The organism is Micromonospora chokoriensis (assembly GCF_900091505.1).
In the GTDB taxonomy this organism is placed as follows: domain Bacteria; phylum Actinomycetota; class Actinomycetes; order Mycobacteriales; family Micromonosporaceae; genus Micromonospora; species Micromonospora chokoriensis.
Map to the genome: position 1 here is coordinate 6,288,451 of NZ_LT607409.1, position 16,762 is coordinate 6,305,212.

Here is a 16,762-nt window from a genome sequence, read left to right on the forward strand (position 1 = left end):
TTCCGGCGTCGGCGACCGGACGTTCCGCGTCATCGCCGACGGCGAACTCGCCCACACCAGGCCCCTGATTTCCTACGCCGCAGGCTTCCCGCTTCAGCGTGCGCACCCGATCCTCGCGACACGCCGCTCCGGCAGATCCTCGGGCCGTCGGCCGCCGCTGGGGCGGGAGCATCGCTGGCCCCGCCCGTGGCGGCATCAGGCCGCGGCCCGTGCGCGGTCGCTCCTGTGGCGCGAACACACGTCGGGACCGGCCCGGTACCGACGGAGGAGGCGACCGCCCGGGTGCGTACCCTCGGCCCGCGCTCGGAGACCCGTCATCCGGGCGGGGTCGAGCGCGGGCCGAGCGGCGTCATCCGAGGTTCGCGGTGGGTGGCACCAGAGGCCGGCTACGCGCCGACGATCGTGGTCCGGCCGCGCTGCGACGCCTGGCGCTGCCCGCAGCCGGCCGGTCAGGCGTCGGCGGCGGGCTTCAGCACGTCGAGGCACCACTGGCGGAAGGTGGTCGGCGTACTCCATTCAGGGGTGCGGGCCACGCCGTTGTCCAGGCCCGCGTTCTTGGCCACGGCCATGTCGAGCAGGCCCTGGGCGATGGCCTCGGAGCGGCCGGCCCGCAGCATGTCCTCCTTGTAGGCCTCGCCGGAGACCTGCTGGTAGCGGACGGGACGGCCGAGCACGTCGGCGACGACGGCGGCCATCTCGTTCTGGGTGAGATCCTCCGGGCCGAGGACGGGCACCTCCTCGAAGCCCGTCCACGTGTCGTCGCGCAGCAGGCGGGCGGCGGTCGCGGCGATGTCCCGGGCGGCGACCGTGGGCGCGGACAGGTCCGGCGCGGTGGGGCCGTACAGGACGCCCTGGCGGGTGATCGGGGCGAGCTGCCACAGCACGTTGTCCATGAAGGACGGCATGGTCAAGGCTCGATACGGTACGCCGGTCGCGGCGATCAGGTCGTCCATCGCGAGCGTCGCGGTGACGTGCCCGGCCCGCCGGGCCGCCGGCGTGCCGCGGCCCAGCGCCGAGATGCCGACCACGCGCGGGACGGTGGCCAGCGTGTCGAGCACCGGGCGGGTGAAGCCGGAGTACGCCTCGTCCAGGCTCGTCGACTGCGGGTCGGCCAGCACCAGCCAGAAGACGGCAGCGGCACCGGCGAACGCCTCGGCTGCGACTGCCGGGTCACCGTGCGAACCCCGGACGACCTCGACCCGCTCGACGACGCCCGGCGCCAGCCGTGCCGGGTCACGGGCCACCACCCGCACGGGCGCGCCGACGTCGAGCAGATCCTGGACCAGACGGCCGCCGATGGTGCCGGTCGGAGCGGTTACCACAATCATGGCTTTCATCCTGTTCGGTGGGGAAACTGACGTAGCCAGTCAACGCGGATCCGTGGCGGAGCGGAAAGACCGTCTTCCTCTCGATTGATACCGTGGCGATATGAGTGATCTGGAGACACGGCAGCTCCGCTATTTCGTGGCGGTGGCCGAGGAGCAGCACTTCGGCCGGGCCGCCGACCGGCTCGGGATGGCCCAGCCGCCGCTGTCACGCGCCATCCGCAATCTGGAACGGCAGCTCGGCGTCCAGCTCCTGATCCGTACCACGCGGCAGGTGGCGTTGACCCCGGCCGGCGAGACCCTGCTGGCCGACGCCAAGGTGGCGCTGGACGCGATCGGCGCCGCCCAGCGCCGGGCCCGCCGGGCCGGACAGGAGACGCCGACCCTGCGGTTGGCGCTCAAGGCCGACTACGACGGCGGGCTCCTACCGCTGATCCTGGAGGCGTACGACGTCATGCCGGTCGAGCTGCTGCTCGGCGGACGCGGCGAGCAGGTGCCGGCGCTGCGCGACGGGCGTGCCGACGTGGCGCTCATCCCGGCGCTCGAAGACGAGGACGGGCTGGACAGCGAGCTGCTGCTGACCGGGCCGAGCGTGGTGGCGCTGCCGGCCGCCGACCCGCTGGCGGCGCGGACGACCATCCGCCTCGCCGACCTGACCGGCCGTCAGCTCCCGGACGGGTCACCGGCCGAGGAGGCCCGCATGGTGGGCGACCGGCGGCCGCTGGACCTCGCGCAGATCTTCAACCTGGTCGAGGTGGGCACCGCCGTGTGGTTCCTGCCGGAATGGGTGGCTCGGCGCTACTCCCGGCCGGGCACCGCCTTCCGCACCGTGCCGGAACTCGATCCGGTGACGCTGAAGGTGGCCTGGCCGGCCGAGTCACGCTCACCCGCGGTGGCGGCCTTCGTACGCGTCGCCCGCCAGGTCGCCGAATCACCCGAGAAGCAGTTGCTCCGCGGCTGACGCGGATCTCGAAGGGACGGAGATGGTCATGAGCGCGCGCGACGTTGTGGGCGTGATCGAGTCAGACCCCGCAGCGATGAGAGTCCTCCGGGCCACGGCCGGCCTTGGGCTACCGGACTGGTGGATCGGTGCCGGCTTCGTCCGCAACCGCGTCTGGGACGCCATCAGTAACCTTCCCGTCTCGCCGGAGCGCGACGTGGATGTCGCCTACTTCGACCCGGGGAAGCTCGACCCGGGCGAGGACGCCCGCGCCGAAGCCCGCGCCGCAGTGGTCCTGCCCGAGGTGCCGTGGGAGATTCGCAACCAGGCCCGGATGCACCTGCGCAACGGCGACGAGCCCTACACGTCCACCCTGGACGCGATATCGCGCTGGCCCGAAACGGCGACCTGTGTCGCGGTGACCCTGCGGGGCGACTCTGTTCGCCTGGTGGCCTGCCACGGCCTGACCGACCTGGTGGGATTGGTGGTCCGCCCCTCGCCGGCCTTCGACAACGCAGCCGGGCGGGCAACGGTCGAGCGCCGCGCCAAGGCCAAGGGATGGCTCGACCGGTGGGCCGGGCTCCGGCTGGAGATCTAGCGCTGAGGGCGACGCGTGCCCGTCGCACCGCACGACTCATCGATCGGGCTGACCGCATGGGGCTTCCGCCACCTGCTTGATGTGGGCTGCCCGCTGCTTGAGCAGCCGTCGCAGATACGGCGCGACGAGCGCGCGGGTCACCAGCGCTCCCAACGGCCCCAGAGGCGCGGTGACGGTCATTCGGTCGATCATCTGCGTCCCGCCATCGACGTCTCGAAAGAGATGTTCGTGACGGAGGGCGCGGAAGGGACCCCGCGTCTGCTCGTCCACGAAGCGGTGCGGACGTTCGTAGGCGGTGATGCGGCTGGTCATGCGCCAACGCAGACCGAGATGCCGAGCGCGGAAGGTGACCTCGTCCCCGAGCGTGAGTCGGCGTCGACCCGTGCTGGTGGTGGCCGTCTCCCGGCTGCCGTGCAGCGACGCGGCATGAACGTCCACATCACGTTCCAGGTCGAACACCACTGTCGGATCGGCGCAGATGACAGACACGATCTCGATCAGCGCCGCCACGTCGGAAGCCTAGAGCACCGCTACGGCGGAATCCCGGTTGAGCGGTCGACTCCCGATCGGTGACGATCAAGCTGTGTCCGTACCCACCCGTCAGGTCCGCGGCTGCTACTCGGCCGACACCATCACCGTCTACCAGGCGTACTCCGCGCAGATCGCGCTGCCGGCGGTGGCAGCCAACCGTTTCGTGCCCCCCTTCAAGCGGGATCGGATGACATGGATCAAACCGTCGTTCCTGTGGATGATGTACCGCAGCGGCTGGGCCACCAAGCCAGGGCAGGAGCGTGTGCTGTCCATCGACATCACGCGGGAAGGATTCGAGTGGGCGCTGGCGCGGGCCTGCCTGAGCCACTACGACCGGGACCTGCACGGCGACAAGGCGACCTGGTCACGGCAGCTGAAGACCAGCCCCGTACGGGTTCAGTGGGATCCGGAACGGTCACTGCATCTCACGGCACTGCCGTACCGGTCGCTGCAGGTCGGGTTGTCCGGCGAGGCAGTCGATCGGTACGTCGACGACTGGACGGTGACCGTCACGGACATCACCCCCACCGTGCACCGCGTCCGGGACCTTCTGCGTAGCGGCGACGATCAGCAGGCGGCGGCTCACCTGCCTGTCGAACGCGCCTACCCCGGCCCCGATCGTCGCCAGCGTCAACGCCAGCCCGGACGTCACCGGGGCACTGCCTCGATGATCAGGTTCCGGTTCGAGCTGTACCCCTTGGACGAGGTGTCACCGTGGGGCGGTGACCGGCCGACGCTCCACTGGTTCGGGCTCACCGAAGGCTGGTACTGGCTCGAAGCAGGCGGGCAGGAGCTGCTGCGCCGCACCCGGCAGACCCACCCGCATCCCTTCGTCGACTACTACCTGGCCCGGCTCTGGGAGGACGTCAACCTCCTCACACCCACGGTGCTGGAGCCGGTGCCCGACGACGTGCAGCCGTTCATCGACTCCCACCCCGCGCAGTGGGCGTGCGACCCTCTCGAGTTCGTGGCGGAACCGGACGGGTACCGAACCGACGGTGGAGACGCTGACGCGCCCGGCCATCCAGTCCTCACGGCCGCGATCTGGTACGGCGAGCACAACCTGGACCTCGGTTACCTGCGCAACCCGCCCCGGCTCCGGTTCTGGCGCACCACCCGCGGCGTTCGTGACGAGATCACCGTGGACTGGCAGCACCAGGACGACGGCGAGATCGGTTTCACCGCCGACCACGCAGTGCGGCTCAGCGTCCCGACCAGCGCATACCGTGAGGCCGTGCACACCCTCCACCGCGATCTCATGAACATGATGGGGCAGCGGATCGAGGAGTTGGAACGCCGCGGCGGCCTACCGGGCGTGGACCTCGATCTCGTCCAACTGCGGCGGGAACACGAAGACCGGCAGCACTGGCTTGCCAGGAACCTCGGCCGCTCCCCCGCTACCGACTGGGACGCTGTCCGTCGAGGCGCACGCCAGCTGCTCGTCGACGGTGAACGGGCGGACGCCGCGGCGAGCTAGGCACTTCCGCGAGCAGACATGGCGGGTACGCAGACGTCGTCGGCCACCGAGCGTCGAGGAGAAGGCTGCCGCCGCGCGAGCCGCCATCCGATCCATACGCCGTAGCTCGCCGCGCTCTGGTCGCGACATCTTCCGGCGGGGTCGAGGCGTCCCTGACCGGCACTCCGCCGCCATCGCGGAAAACGCCGCCCTGGGAGACGCTGCGAACTTCGATACCGGCGGTGGCGGAGGGGGAACGGACTGGAACCGCCGACACCCGTCCAGACGTGCGCGCGGGACTGCCGAACGCACCCTTCTCAGCATGGCCGCTACACCTGACCCGCCCGAACCGATCCCGGTAGGACACCGGGGTGACCGGTGGCGCGTCAGCTGGCGGCACCATGATGGCGTTCCCGCAGGTCCCGATCACGTCGGCGCGGCCTCACCGCCCGGCGTCGTACGCACGCCGTGCTCGTTCCACCTCTCCGAGGCTGGCGTCGGCCCACGTGGCCAGGTGCGCGAAGAGCGGGCCGAGGCTCGCACCCAACTCGGTGATCTCGTACTCGACTCGTGGGGGCACCTCGGCGTGGTAGGTGCGCGTCACGAGGCCGTCGCGTTCGAGTTGGCGGAGCCGCTGCGTGAGCACCTTGGGCGTGATGCTGGTCAGTCGGCGCTCCAGCTCCACGAAGCGTTGCCGGCCGTACTCGTGCAGGGCCCACAGGATCGGTGTGGTCCACCGGCTGAACACGATGTCGACGACCGGCGCGACCGGGCACGCCAGCTCGGGATCCGTCGATTGCTGCACGTGCCCTCCGTCACAAACTCATTACTTTCCTCTAGGTACCTACTATATCGGCGCTACTAGCGTCTCCTTCAGCCGCGCGAACGACGCGGTCGAACTGGAGACACGCACATGTTTGTCGTTGTAGGAGCCACCGGAAACGTCGGCAGAACCCTCTCGTCACTTCTTGCGACCTCGGGTTCCGCGGTGACGGCGGTATCCCGAGGGCGACGCCCGATCACCCTGCCGGACGGGGTTCGCCACCACCGCGCGGACCTCGAACGGCCAGAAAGCCTGAGCCCGACGCTCACCGACGCCGAAGCGCTGTACCTGCTCGTGGAGGGCGCCGGAGCCCACCTCGACATGCGCGAGATCCTGCGGGTCGCCGAAGCCTCTGGTGTGGAGCGCATCGTGCTTCAGTCCTCACAGGCGGTCGTCACACGGCCGGACTCGCCATCACACACGCCCCTGAACGCCATCGAGGATCTCGTCCGCCGATCCGGACTCGGCTGGACGATCCTGCGCCCCGGCGGTTTCGCCTCCAACGCCCTTGCCTGGGCTGAACCCATCCGGGGCTCCCGGATGGTGTCCGCACCGTTCGGCGATGTCGGCCTGCCCGTGGTCGACCCGGCCGACATCGCCGAAGTGGCGGCCGCCGCCCTGCTCGACGGCTCGCACAACGGCCGCACCTACGAACTGACCGGCCCAGCCCTGAGCACGCCACGCGAACGGGTCGCCGACCTCGCCGCCGCGCTCGGTGAGCCGATCGGCTTCGTGCACCAGACGCCCGACGAGGCCCGCGAGCAGATGCTGCGGTTCATGCCACCCCCGGTGGTCGAGGGCACGCTGGCGATCCTCGGTACGCCCACCAACGCCGAACAGCGGATCAGCCCGCACGTTGCCGAGGTGCTGGGTCGACCACCCCGCCCCTTCGCCGACTGGGCGACGCGCACCATCGCCGCCTTCCGCTGATGCGTCGCGCCGATCGGGCTGCCCTGGGCTTCGGTAGGGCCCAACCCAGCCTCCGGGGACGGGCCGCCGACCTACCTGCCCGATCTCACGGGCGGCGCTGGTCATCGGAGGCGGCTGGAATCAGCCTGGCTGCCACGTCGTCACAGTCGCCGGACCCGCTGACGGTTTGCCACAGGCCATGGGCCCGGTAGTAGGCACGCAGCGGCTCGATCTGCTTCTCGTGGTTCTCCTGTGCATGCGCGTACATCAGCAGGAGTTCGTCGCGTCGCTCAGCTTGCCCGGGGTCCAGTTCCATCCGTCGTTCCACCCGGCGGTGAACGGCCAGGCGGAATTGGTCCTCGGTCAGGACGAGTTCGATCACTGTGTCGGGGACGTGGCCGCTTTGCGTCAGCAGTTCGGCCTGACGGATCCCGCGCGGGAAGCCGTACAACACCCATCCGCCGTCGACGCGGGCCAGGGCTTGGGCGACGGCCTTGACCATCAGCTCGTCCGGGACAAGATCTCCGGCCTGCATATACCCGTTCGCCTCCTCGCCCCGCGGAGTCCGCCGGTGGACGTGTTCGCGGAAGACGTTGCCTGCGCTGACAGGCTACGGAAGCTCCACATCGACGGCCGGGAGTTCACCTGGAAGGCCGACATTCGGTCCGCCCTCGGCCCCGACGGGCTCCTGCACCGCTACATCAGGATCCGCGTGTGGGGTGGGGGAAGAACGGTCGCGCCCTACAGGTCGACGTGACCGAGCGGCCCACCGTCGCCTCCGGTGGTCAGTACGTCGAGACCGACGTGCACGGCAGTCGGGAGACGTACCCCTCTCCGACAGCTGAGGACGTCCGCGTTCTTGTCCGTTACGGGCTCCGCGCTGGATGGGCACCGGAGGCGCTGGGTGGGACGTTCCCCGTCACGCCGCCGGCTGAGCCTGACCTACCGGGATTCGTCATCATCGACCTTGCGTGAACCGAGTGTCGGGGCACCACCTGGTGGACCTACACGCGCCCGTTCAGCAGCGAGTGCCCCGCAGCAAACAGCATCCCCACGCCAGCCAACGTCACCATCACCCCGAGGAGCCTGTCGAACACAATGAAGAAGGCGCGGCGTCGCGCGAGTTGGTCGTCATCCCAGCGGAAGGGACTAACCGGACGAACGAATCGCATCGACAGCTCGATGTGCTTCGTCGCGATGCCGCGATAGTCGCTGGCGAGGGCTGGCCCGATCACGAGAAAGAGCACTGGCACCATGAGTTCGAGCACGACACGCCCCACCACTGATCTCCCGCCGAGCGACTCCCGGTTAGCCTCGCTGCCATTGCGAGACTAGTCGGCAACCCCAAGCCAACCCGCCCGATCTCCTTCCGGTCCGACGGCCGTGGCACCGCCTGACCCGAACCGATGACGGTAGGCGCGGCGACAGCAGGCCCGAACCGCCGATCCGCCCCGCCGGGCGCGCTGCATCGCCGGCGCCGACGGCCGGATCAGGCATCGTCCTAGGTCATCCAACTCGGCGACGCTCGAGCCAGCGACACTGGCGCGTCCACGGGACCAGCCGCGACCACCAAGTCCGGCAGCCGACGCACCAACGGTGGCGTCCTAGCAGGTGATCCGCCAGGGTCTTCTGCTTTGCGCCGCTGGTCACCGCTCACCGTTCCCGGGCCAGTGGCCGCGCTCGATCGGGATTCGGTGCTGGGCTGGCAGGGCAAATCGACTCCGCACCGGCAGACTCGCCGCCGCGCCTCCAACAGCGGCGTCGTGATGATGGTCGGGCAGAAAGTCGCCCTCGGCCGCGTGCATGCTGACAAAACCGTCACCATCAATGTCACCGAGACCGAACTGGCCATCGCCTGCGACGACGGCATGCGCACCGTGCGACGCACCACCGACCAACCCGTGCGGAATCCGAAAGCCAGCCGGCCGGGCAAGGTCGCCCAGCTAACCGCCGTGCCAGCTCGGCCGAACCGTCCTGCGGAGCACGACCAATGACGCATTGCGCCTCGACGAGGTCAGCCGCCGTTAGTAATCACTCCGAAGCGGCACCCGGCAATGGCTTCCACCCGTTCCAACAGCGGCGGATACAGCTCATCCGCGTAGGGCCCCGTGATGGTGATCTCGACGGTCGGTGCACGTCGGACATCGCAGCTGCGGGCGGGCACCATCTCCAGCAACCAGAACTGGATTCGCCTGGCCTGTCCCTCGTCCAGGCTTACGGCCGGATCCTCGGCCACAAGACGGATCATGCGGTAACGATGCCACGTCGGGCACGATACGAGGCCCAGAGCCGAGCCCGGCAAACCCTAGAACCTAGGTCAACCGTCAAGCATCTCCTGGGACGCATCCGTCAAGCATGTGGCGGGACCAGACATGTCGTGTCCCGGGACGCCGGCAGTCCGGCTGTGATCCGCCAGCTGATGTGCGACGCAGCTCCGCCAGGTGATGCGCGACAATCCAGTAAGGCAGGGGCGACAGGATGGCCACCCAGGCAACGCCCTGCCACGGCACCGCATATGTCAGGGCACCGCACCCTCAAGCAGGACGCCCTGCCGATCACACACCGCGCATCGCTGACACGCCCACCAAGCCTGGTCTTCGCCCTCTCCGACGTAGCACGCGTCTTGGAAATCGCTGCCGCATGAGCACTCCGTGCCAAGCGGTGTCCGGTGCAGGTGGTGCCCGACATGCCCGAGACGGCCGCGTTCGAGCGACTGCCTCCGGACGATCCGCTCGTTTGCGCGACCACGGGCGCGGGCTGCCATCCGCGCTTCCCAACCTTCGTCCACGGCATCACCGTAGCCACCCCTTCGGGCGGCATATCACTCACCGCTGGGAAAGCAGCAGGTATCCGGACCTGCCGCGACCAGCGCGCTGAGGCGTCGCAGATCTGTCACCGCCCCGGGGAACGATCTTCCCGGGACGGTGACTGCTGATGGTGCAGGGTGGGGGCGGCAGGTTTCGAACCTGCGACCCCTCGCTTGTAAGTTCTAGGCGCGTCGTCCGGCGGGGTCCGTCCGGATCCGCGACCTCGGACGCCCGTCTGCGTCCGGCTGCCGGCGGTTGCCCTTGTGTCGACGCGTTGCTGTCACCGCTGCTGTCGGCCACTCACGGCGCGGAAACGACATCAGACTCGGCGACGAGGTTCCCTCCCGCGAAGGTCGCCGTATGGAAGCGGGACGCCCAGGGCTCGCCACAGGTCATGGAGCACCCTCCCGAGCCGTTCGCTGTCGTCCGTCGACAACTGAGCGATTGGTATGCCGGCGGCCTGATGCTCGCCGACGTTGTAGATCAGGTCCGCGAGCGCAGTAGCTGTCGGCAGGTCAAGGTGAAGAACAACTTCCTCTTCCTCAGGCATGTCCCGCACCCTACGGCTCCAGCAGAATCCGGCGTACCGGTCGACTTGTCCGTCACCCACCAGGTCAGAGCCGTGACCATGGCTCCGACCTGGTTCTATGTTCGGGTGCCGATGGTCGTTCATGGCCAACACCGGAAGCCCTGTCCACGCGATCAGGCCGACCCGTCGGCCTCCGTCACGGGCTCGCTGGAACTGGTCCCTCGGGTCGGTGGGGCGGTGTCCCGGCGGCTGTCGGTGGCTCGCCGCCCCGAGGCCGTAGGCGGCCGGGGCAGCTTGCCGCCGGCCGGGCTTGCCGCCTCGCACCGCACGCAGAGCGCGCCGACTTGATCCAGAACAGAGAAAATCCGGCAGTAACGACCGATCGTGCGAGGCGAAGGCGTCGTGACTGGCGACTCGGTTGCGAGATCTGCGTATCGCGTTTGTGCCCAGCACTGCACGCCCGCCTCCTGGATCGAGGACGGGCGCGCGAGGGCGTAACGATCAGCAGCAGTTCGACGGGGCTCCACTGGTGGCCGGCTGTTTCTCGGCGTCGGTCGGTTCGCCGCAGCGGCACTCACCCTCGGTCGTCTTGGTGAGGGTGTCGGCGTCGGCCTTGACGGTGTAGACCTCCCACGGCTCGTTGCCGGGGCCGCGCACCCATACCTTGTCTTGGAGCGCGTAGCAGCACTCGGTGTTGTTCTCTTCGAGCGTGATGAGACCGGAGTCGGTGAGGCGCTTGGCGGCGGCGTGGACGTCGTCGGTGCTGGCAACCTCGACGCCGAGGTGGTCCATGACAGTGGGCTGGTCGGCCTCGCTCTCAAGGAGCACGAGCTTGAGTGGCGGGTTCTCAATGGCGAAGTTGGCGTAACCGGGACGGCGCTTGGCCGGCTCGACGCCGAACAGCTTGGCGTAGAAGGCCACGGAGCCTTCAAGGTCGGATACGCGCAGGGCGAGCTGGACACGGGACACAGCCATCTCCTTATCTAGATGCTTATCAAAGCAAGAGCTACGTTGCACCCTGTTTTGATATCTGTCAAGGTAGAGGCATGTCGAAACAAGAGCTGCCGGTGGTGGACCTCAACGCCGTGGCCTGCTGCTCGCCGCTCGCGGTCCGCCCCATGGACGCCGAACAGGCGGCGATGGTCGCACCGCTGTTCAAAGCCCTCGGTGACCCGATCCGGCTGCGGCTGATGTCGATGATCGCCTCGGTGCCGGAGATGTGCGTCTGCGACCTGACCCCGGCGTTCGACCTGTCCGGGCCGACCATCTCCCACCACCTCAAGGTCCTGCGTGAGGCGGGCCTGGTCGACTCGGAACGGCGCGGCACCTGGGTCTGGTACCGGGTGAAGCCGGAAGCGTTCCGTCATCTCGGCGCACTCCTGGACATCTCCGCCGCCCCGGCCGCCAGCAGTACCGGGTGAACCTCGGTCTGCCCCGGCGGGCCTCGGCGGAGCTCACCGGCACCGCCCTGGCCCTGGGCGCGCTGATCCGGTACCGGCTGACCTGATGTTCGGCCTGCCTGCCGTGGCCTGGTCCCGCAGCGAACGGACCTGGGAAACCTGTGGCCGACCGAGGTGGCCAGCCAGCCCTTCGCTGTCGTCCGCCAGGTACGCGACGACATCCGCGTTCCGGTTCAGAGGCTCATCGACACCCTCCGCCCGCTGCTGTGCGCAGTCCCGGCCGCGAGGAGCAACGTGGAAGTACCAACTCCGGCACGCCTCCGCAGGTGACCTGCCATCCCGATGCTCCTATGGCTGTCAACCTGCGACCCCTTGACCGCCAGGCAACCAACGTGACCCGCCGAACTGCACTGTTCTGGGCATCAGCCTGCGGTAGCCGTCCATGGTCGCCCGTGGACGTCCGCCGTCACTCGTACCCGTCGTCACCCAGATAGTCACTCAGCCGTTGCTGGGGCTGGAAATCCCCCGTGCCGCGAAGGATGCCGCGACCTCATCGAAGACCCTCACGGCAACCTCACCGAGCACCCGCCGGGCCGCCGCCACCAGTCGGGCCCAAGCCTCGGCGCTTGGCCGGTCGTCGCTGTCGGCCTCCTCTGCCGCCTCCTCCAACGCGTCATCCCGGGACTGGTCGTCGCTTCGGGACACGAAGATCAGGTCATAGCTCATGGCGATGGACCGTACATCCATCCGGCCTCGCCGGAGGGTGCGCCCGGACCGTCGGTTTGGATGGTGTCGACTGTCAGCTCGGGAATCGTGTCGAGTCAGGGCCGGCGAGCGCAGTGTCTGCTGGTGTTGAAGGGCCAGATGACCGAGTGAAGCGGGGTGGCGGGCCGCTGGTAGCCGGTGTTGACCGCTGGATCGGGCACGAAACGGGCACGCGCTCGTGAGGCTGAGGCTTGAAACTTAACCCCAACCCTGCCTGGCCCCTTGGTCGCCTGGCAGGTTAGGGGCATGGAGTTCCCTGACGATCAGGGGCTGGGCACCGCGATCAGGATTGTCGACTCTCCTGCCTGGTCGGTTCACGCCGCAGCCGGGCGGCATCTTGCGACATCTCGCCTCGTCGACGAGGTAGCGGACATCCTCCACCGCCTCCTCCTAGATCCCCAGGACACTGCGGTGACCTGGGAAACTGCTGGTGGGACCCAAGGGGGCGAACGCGGTCTCCAGGTCGACGTTCCAGTAGAGATCGACACCGACGCCCGAAAGATCGATCTCCGCGCCGAACCGCTCCTCCACCATGTCCAGCAGCACGCCGCACACCAGGCGAAGGTCCTGCACCCTCAGCACGTCTGTCACGTCCACCGCCCTCCCGGAAGTGCATCAGAGACACATCGGCCGCGACTGCTCCACCTAAGCAGAAAGGCCACCTCCCGAACCCGGGAAGCGGCCTCTGAACTGCCAGAACTGAGAGTGGGCGATGCTGGTATCGAACCAGCGACCTCTTCGGTGTGAACGAAGCGCTCTCCCACTGAGCTAATCGCCCTCAGCGACACTGACTCTACCCGATCGTGGAACCGGACCGGAAATCCGGGGTCAGTGCGTCGCGAGGTAGTGCATCGCCTCGGCGATCACGTCGATGCCGAGGCTGTACTTGAGGGACAGCCAGACCACTGTGGCGACGAAGACGAGGCCGACGGAGCCGAGCACGATTCGCACGCCGAGTGACTGTCGAGTCACCCACTGCGTCCAGCCGTGGACGTGTCGGCGGGTGAAGCCGAGTAGCCGGCGCGCCCAGTGGTATTCGACGGCCCAGATGCCCAGGCCGGCGATCACCAGCAGCCAGCCCGGTCCGGGTAGCGGGATGAGGGCGATGCCGATGGTCACCACGAGCGCACCGGCGATCGCGATGAAGATCTTGAGTGCGATGCGGCCGGTGGGGTTGGCGCGGATGAGGTCAAGGGTCATCGAGATCCGTTCCCGCCAGCGTGGTCGGCGCGGCCGGTCCGCGACCACGAGGATCCCACCGGCACGGCCGGCGTCGAGCCGCGGCCGATCGGCCCGTTCGGGCTGCTCCATCGGCACTTCGTCCCCCCGCTTTTCGGCTACTCGGACCGCGACGTTCGGCGGGCCGGGCGCCGTCGCCTGATCCACTGAGGATCGCTTCGCCACCATTTCACCCCCCAGTGTCGCTCGGGCCCGTCACTGCAACGCCCGACTGGACGTTACCGGAGTAAGTCGACGACTGAGCCACCCGATGCCGGGCGGGATCACGCACTGGGCAGAACCGGAAATCCTACATGAATTCTCACATTCACGCGGCCTTTCCGTCCCCCTTCCCACCACTGGGTGAAGTCAGCGTATGGCGGAGCGTAGCCAGGAGTAGCACCTGAGTATGGGAAAAGCGGGACACGCGCGTTCCGCAGCGGTGCCGGGGGGAGAACGTCCATGAGTGTCATCCGACCGACGACCGTAGAGGTCGAGACGTCGCTAAGGCTCGTCGCGCCTGACGCCACCGCCTTGCCGGTGCGTGCCAGTCTGCGTTACGACCCTGCTGACCCGTATGCGGTCCATGTCCTGTTCCATGCCGAGTCGGCCGGGGGCGAGGCGGTGAGTTGGTCGTTCGCTCGCGAACTTCTGGTCACCGGCCTGGACGAGCCGGCCGGCATCGGGGACGTGCGGGTCTGGCCCTGGGCCACACCGCGCGGCGATTTCGTCGCGCTGGCCCTCTCATCACCGGACGGCAACGCCCTCTTCGAGGTGCCGCGCAGCGTCCTGGTGCGTTTCCTTCGACGGACGTACGTCGTCGTCCCGCGCGGCCGTGAGGCCGAGCACCTGGACGTCGACACGGCGGTGAACCGGCTGCTCGCCGGTCGCTGACCGCCCGAAAGAGCAACACCGGCCAACCCAGGGCCGCGCGGATCTGCCGAGTCCGCGCGGCCCTGGCGGTACTACGCGGACACGCTCACCCGGGTCGGCCGGTGCTCAGCCGTGCGTGGTGATGCCTCCGTCGACGGGAATGACCGCCCCGGTGAGGTACGCGCCGGCGCGTGAGGCGAGGTAGATGGCGGTGCCGGCCATGTCCTCGGGGCGACCGATGCGGCCCAGCGGCACCTGCTGCTCGATGGCGGCCCGGCTCGCCGGGTCGTCGAGCGCGAACGCCATCATCTTGCTCTCGAACGGGCCGGGCGCGATGGCGTTGACGGTGATCTGCTCGCCGGCCAGGTGGTGGGCCAGGCTACGGGTGAGCATGTGCACGGCGGCCTTGGTGGCCGAGTACGCGTACACCTCCATCCACGGCACCCGGATGCCGTCGATCGACCCGATGTTGATCACGCGGGCCGGGTCGTCGGCGTTCGCGGCGGCGCGGAGCGCCGGCAGCAGCGCGGTGGTGAGCCGGAAGACGGCCTTGACGTTGACCGCCCACAGCTTGTCGAACGCGGCCTCCGGGTAGTTCTCCAGCGGCGCGCCCCATGTGGCGCCGGCGTTGTTGACCAGCACGTCGAGTCGGTCGAAGCGTTCGCGCACGGCGGCGGCGAGCGTCTCGGCGCCGGTGTCGTCGCTCAGGTCGGCGGGGATGGCCTCGCAGCGCCCCTCGGCGGAGAGTTTTTCGGCGACCGCCTGACACACGTCGGCCTTGCGGGACGAGATGACGACGTGCGCGCCGGCGCGCACGAAGCCCTGGGCGATCATCAGGCCGATCCCCCGCGACCCGCCGGTGACCAGGACCGTCTTGCCTTCGACCGAGAACAGTTGCGTCATGCCCATCCCATCGCGTGTCGGCGGGGCCGCCGGCCGGTCCGTCGGCCGACGGTGGGTCGGCCGGTCCGGGTGGCCGACGGAGCGCCGGTCGGACCGCGGGACCGAACAAGCGCTACCGCCGGGTAACGTAGCCCGGTCGCGGGATCACGACAAGCCCACGTCGACGCGCCGACTGCGGCCCGCAGACCGACCGGGATGCGATGACCTGCGGTTCGGGCTACCGTCGCAGGCGATGGTCTCCACCGATCCTGCCCCCGCGTCATCGATCGGAGCGGCGTCACCCGTGCCCGACGAGATTGCCACGTTCGCGCTGGCCGACCTCTCCGGTTCCCCGGGCTGGCGTCGACCGGTGATCGTCGAACGGGAACTGCTGATCCTCACCACGCGCGGTCACGGCGACGCCGAACTCGACTTCCACCTGCTTCCCTGTCGGCCCGGCACGTTGCTGCGGGTCCACGCCGGCCAGGTGCTGCGCTGCGCCGGCCGGCAGTTCGACGCCACAGTGGTCGCCTGGGAACCCGAGGCGCTGCGCGGTTTCGGCGTGGAACTGGACACACCGGTGACCTGGCGGCAGTTGGCCGGTGAGGACGAGGACGCGGTGATCAGCGAGGTGAGCCAGCTGGCGGTGGACTGCCGGCGGCACCCCGACAGCCTCACCGCCCGCGCGCTGCTCCGTCACCAACTGGCCGTGCTGCTGCTGCGGCTGACCCTGGCGAACGCCGACCGGTCGACGCCCCGACCCGAGGACGAGACGTTCCACAGGTTCCGCCGGGAGGTGGAGCACGGCTACCCGCACACCCGACGGGTGGAGGACTACGCCTCCAGCCTCCGCTGTTCCGTGCGGACCCTGACCCGGGCGTGCCTGGCCGTCACCGGTCGCAGCGCCAAGCAGGTCATCGACGAGCGGGTCGCGTTGCAGGCCGGCCGGCTCCTCGCCGCGACCGACCAGCCGATCGCCCAGATCGGTCGGCACCTCGGCTTCTCCGAGCCCACGAACTTCGGCCGCTTCTTCACCCGTGAGGTCGGGGTCAGCCCCGGCGCGTTCCGCGCCGCCCGGGATCAACCCGCCGCCCGGGTGGTCCGGCCCCGGCCTCCGGCCGAGCCCACCGGCGTCAACGGCGGCAGGTTCCGCGCCGTCGACACGACCGACGGCGGCCACGCCACGCGACGCGGGTCGCCCGGCGCACCGACGGGCGACACCGGCCGGGCATGATGGCACTGTGCAGATCTCCGCGCGCGGCGACTACGCGGTACGGGCAGCGCTGAGCCTCGCCACCGCGTACCCTTCGCTGCTGTCCACCCAGGCCATCGCGGCGGAGCAGGACATGCCCCGCAAGTTCCTGGAGGCGGTCCTGGCGGACCTGCGCCGGGCCGGCATCGTGCGTGCCCAGCGCGGCGCCGAGGGCGGCTACACCCTGGCCCGTCCGCCGCGTGAGGTGACCGTCGGCGCGGTGCTGCGCGCGGTGGAGGGGCCGCTGGCCGGGGTACGCGGGCTGCGCCCCGAGGAGACCCGCTACGAGGGCTCGGCGGAGAATCTGCCCGGCCTGTGGGTGGCGGTGCGCGCCGCCGTGCGGCGGGTCGTCGACGAGGTGAGCCTCGCCGAGATCGTCAGTGGTCGACTGCCCGCCCACGTCCGCAGGCTCACCGCGATGCCCGACGCCTGGGAACCGCGCTGACGCCACCGA

Annotated in this window: 20 protein-coding genes, 1 tRNA gene and 3 pseudogenes; 11 read left to right on the forward strand and 13 right to left on the reverse strand. The window is 69.4% G+C overall.

Annotated elements, in window-relative coordinates; translation table 11 throughout:
- Positions 1-449: 449 nt before the first annotated feature.
- Complete coding sequence (locus tag GA0070612_RS28425; protein WP_088990716.1) at positions 450-1,328, reverse strand: NmrA family NAD(P)-binding protein; 879 nt, start codon at positions 1,326-1,328, stop codon at positions 450-452.
- A 100-nt stretch (positions 1,329-1,428) separates the two neighbouring features.
- Between GA0070612_RS28425 and GA0070612_RS28430 the strand changes: the two genes are divergently transcribed.
- Together GA0070612_RS28430 and GA0070612_RS28435 are read left to right on the forward strand one after the other, a co-directional pair.
- Positions 1,429-2,286 (forward strand): LysR family transcriptional regulator, encoded by an 858-nt coding sequence (locus GA0070612_RS28430; RefSeq protein ID WP_088990717.1) that lies wholly within the window; start codon positions 1,429-1,431, stop codon positions 2,284-2,286.
- A 28-nt stretch (positions 2,287-2,314) separates the two neighbouring features.
- Positions 2,315-2,863, forward strand: coding sequence for a nucleotidyltransferase family protein (locus tag GA0070612_RS28435; protein ID WP_231924370.1), 549 nt, complete (start codon positions 2,315-2,317; stop codon positions 2,861-2,863).
- A gap of 36 nt (positions 2,864-2,899) precedes the next feature.
- Here the strand turns inward: GA0070612_RS28435 and GA0070612_RS28440 are convergent, their stop codons facing one another.
- A complete protein-coding gene (locus tag GA0070612_RS28440; protein WP_231924371.1) occupies positions 2,900-3,373 on the reverse strand; it encodes an SRPBCC family protein in 474 nt (157 codons plus the stop codon).
- A gap of 73 nt (positions 3,374-3,446) precedes the next feature.
- Between GA0070612_RS28440 and GA0070612_RS32965 the strand changes: the two are divergent.
- Together GA0070612_RS32965 and GA0070612_RS32970 are read left to right on the forward strand one after the other, a co-directional pair.
- Positions 3,447-4,065 (forward strand): annotated as a pseudogene (locus GA0070612_RS32965) (DUF4291 domain-containing protein).
- A gap of 62 nt (positions 4,066-4,127) precedes the next feature.
- Positions 4,128-4,871, forward strand: a pseudogene (locus tag GA0070612_RS32970) (DUF5984 family protein); the annotation flags it as partial.
- A 421-nt stretch (positions 4,872-5,292) separates the two neighbouring features.
- Here GA0070612_RS32970 and GA0070612_RS28460 read toward each other — a convergent pair.
- On the reverse strand, positions 5,293-5,655 hold the full coding sequence (locus GA0070612_RS28460; protein WP_088990720.1) for a winged helix-turn-helix transcriptional regulator: 363 nt from the start codon (positions 5,653-5,655) through the stop codon (positions 5,293-5,295).
- A gap of 108 nt (positions 5,656-5,763) precedes the next feature.
- Between GA0070612_RS28460 and GA0070612_RS28465 the strand changes: the two genes are divergently transcribed.
- Positions 5,764-6,603: an NAD(P)H-binding protein gene (locus GA0070612_RS28465; protein ID WP_088990721.1), complete on the forward strand. Its 840-nt coding sequence runs from the start codon at positions 5,764-5,766 to the stop codon at positions 6,601-6,603.
- 85 nt (positions 6,604-6,688) lie between these two features.
- Here the strand turns inward: GA0070612_RS28465 and GA0070612_RS28470 are convergent.
- Positions 6,689-7,129, reverse strand: a pseudogene (locus GA0070612_RS28470) (nucleoside monophosphate kinase); the annotation flags it as partial.
- A 167-nt stretch (positions 7,130-7,296) separates the two neighbouring features.
- Between GA0070612_RS28470 and GA0070612_RS28480 the strand changes: the two are divergent.
- Positions 7,297-7,557, forward strand: coding sequence for a hypothetical protein (locus GA0070612_RS28480; RefSeq protein WP_157742630.1), 261 nt, complete (start codon positions 7,297-7,299; stop codon positions 7,555-7,557).
- 29 nt (positions 7,558-7,586) lie between these two features.
- Here GA0070612_RS28480 and GA0070612_RS28485 read toward each other — a convergent pair whose 3' ends face one another.
- On the reverse strand, positions 7,587-7,850 hold the full coding sequence (locus tag GA0070612_RS28485) for a hypothetical protein (RefSeq protein WP_157742631.1): 264 nt from the start codon (positions 7,848-7,850) through the stop codon (positions 7,587-7,589).
- A 402-nt stretch (positions 7,851-8,252) separates the two neighbouring features.
- On the opposite strand from GA0070612_RS28485, the gene GA0070612_RS28490 reads away from it, so the two are divergent.
- A complete protein-coding gene (locus GA0070612_RS28490) occupies positions 8,253-8,576 on the forward strand; it encodes a hypothetical protein (RefSeq protein ID WP_088990726.1) in 324 nt (107 codons plus the stop codon).
- A gap of 20 nt (positions 8,577-8,596) precedes the next feature.
- Here the strand turns inward: GA0070612_RS28490 and GA0070612_RS28495 are convergent, their stop codons facing one another.
- The 3 genes from GA0070612_RS28495 to GA0070612_RS28505 form a co-directional block, all read right to left on the reverse strand.
- Complete coding sequence (locus tag GA0070612_RS28495; protein ID WP_088990727.1) at positions 8,597-8,830, reverse strand: hypothetical protein; 234 nt, start codon at positions 8,828-8,830, stop codon at positions 8,597-8,599.
- An 878-nt stretch (positions 8,831-9,708) separates the two neighbouring features.
- Positions 9,709-9,939: a hypothetical protein gene (locus GA0070612_RS28500; protein WP_231924373.1), complete on the reverse strand. Its 231-nt coding sequence runs from the start codon at positions 9,937-9,939 to the stop codon at positions 9,709-9,711.
- A gap of 480 nt (positions 9,940-10,419) precedes the next feature.
- Positions 10,420-10,887 (reverse strand): ArsI/CadI family heavy metal resistance metalloenzyme, encoded by a 468-nt coding sequence (locus GA0070612_RS28505; RefSeq protein WP_088990729.1) that lies wholly within the window; start codon positions 10,885-10,887, stop codon positions 10,420-10,422.
- A 77-nt stretch (positions 10,888-10,964) separates the two neighbouring features.
- On the opposite strand from GA0070612_RS28505, the gene GA0070612_RS28510 reads away from it, so the two are divergent.
- Positions 10,965-11,339 (forward strand): ArsR/SmtB family transcription factor, encoded by a 375-nt coding sequence (locus tag GA0070612_RS28510; RefSeq protein ID WP_088990730.1) that lies wholly within the window; start codon positions 10,965-10,967, stop codon positions 11,337-11,339.
- Positions 11,340-11,816: 477 nt separating this feature from the next.
- Here GA0070612_RS28510 and GA0070612_RS28515 read toward each other — a convergent pair whose 3' ends face one another.
- From GA0070612_RS28515 to GA0070612_RS28535, 4 genes are all read right to left on the reverse strand, one after another.
- On the reverse strand, positions 11,817-12,044 hold the full coding sequence (locus GA0070612_RS28515; protein ID WP_157742632.1) for a hypothetical protein: 228 nt from the start codon (positions 12,042-12,044) through the stop codon (positions 11,817-11,819).
- A 429-nt stretch (positions 12,045-12,473) separates the two neighbouring features.
- Positions 12,474-12,674 carry a hypothetical protein gene (locus tag GA0070612_RS28525; protein ID WP_157742633.1) on the reverse strand — a complete coding sequence of 67 codons (201 nt, stop codon included), beginning with the start codon at positions 12,672-12,674 and terminating at the stop codon, positions 12,474-12,476.
- Positions 12,675-12,789: 115 nt separating this feature from the next.
- Positions 12,790-12,861, reverse strand: a tRNA-Val gene (locus GA0070612_RS28530).
- Positions 12,862-12,911: 50 nt separating this feature from the next.
- Positions 12,912-13,490, reverse strand: coding sequence for a TIGR02611 family protein (locus GA0070612_RS28535; RefSeq protein ID WP_197699259.1), 579 nt, complete (start codon positions 13,488-13,490; stop codon positions 12,912-12,914).
- A gap of 273 nt (positions 13,491-13,763) precedes the next feature.
- On the opposite strand from GA0070612_RS28535, the gene GA0070612_RS28540 reads away from it, so the two are divergent.
- A complete protein-coding gene (locus GA0070612_RS28540) occupies positions 13,764-14,195 on the forward strand; it encodes an SsgA family sporulation/cell division regulator (protein ID WP_007457244.1) in 432 nt (143 codons plus the stop codon).
- 105 nt (positions 14,196-14,300) lie between these two features.
- Here GA0070612_RS28540 and GA0070612_RS28545 read toward each other — a convergent pair whose 3' ends face one another.
- Complete coding sequence (locus GA0070612_RS28545) at positions 14,301-15,077, reverse strand: glucose 1-dehydrogenase (RefSeq protein WP_088991827.1); 777 nt, start codon at positions 15,075-15,077, stop codon at positions 14,301-14,303.
- A 232-nt stretch (positions 15,078-15,309) separates the two neighbouring features.
- On the opposite strand from GA0070612_RS28545, the gene GA0070612_RS28550 reads away from it, so the two are divergent.
- Entirely contained in the window at positions 15,310-16,290 is a 981-nt protein-coding gene (locus tag GA0070612_RS28550) for a helix-turn-helix transcriptional regulator (protein WP_088990734.1), read from the forward strand.
- Between the two features lie 7 nt (positions 16,291-16,297).
- Complete coding sequence (locus GA0070612_RS28555; protein WP_088990735.1) at positions 16,298-16,753, forward strand: RrF2 family transcriptional regulator; 456 nt, start codon at positions 16,298-16,300, stop codon at positions 16,751-16,753.
- The last annotated feature ends 9 nt before the right edge of the window (positions 16,754-16,762 follow it).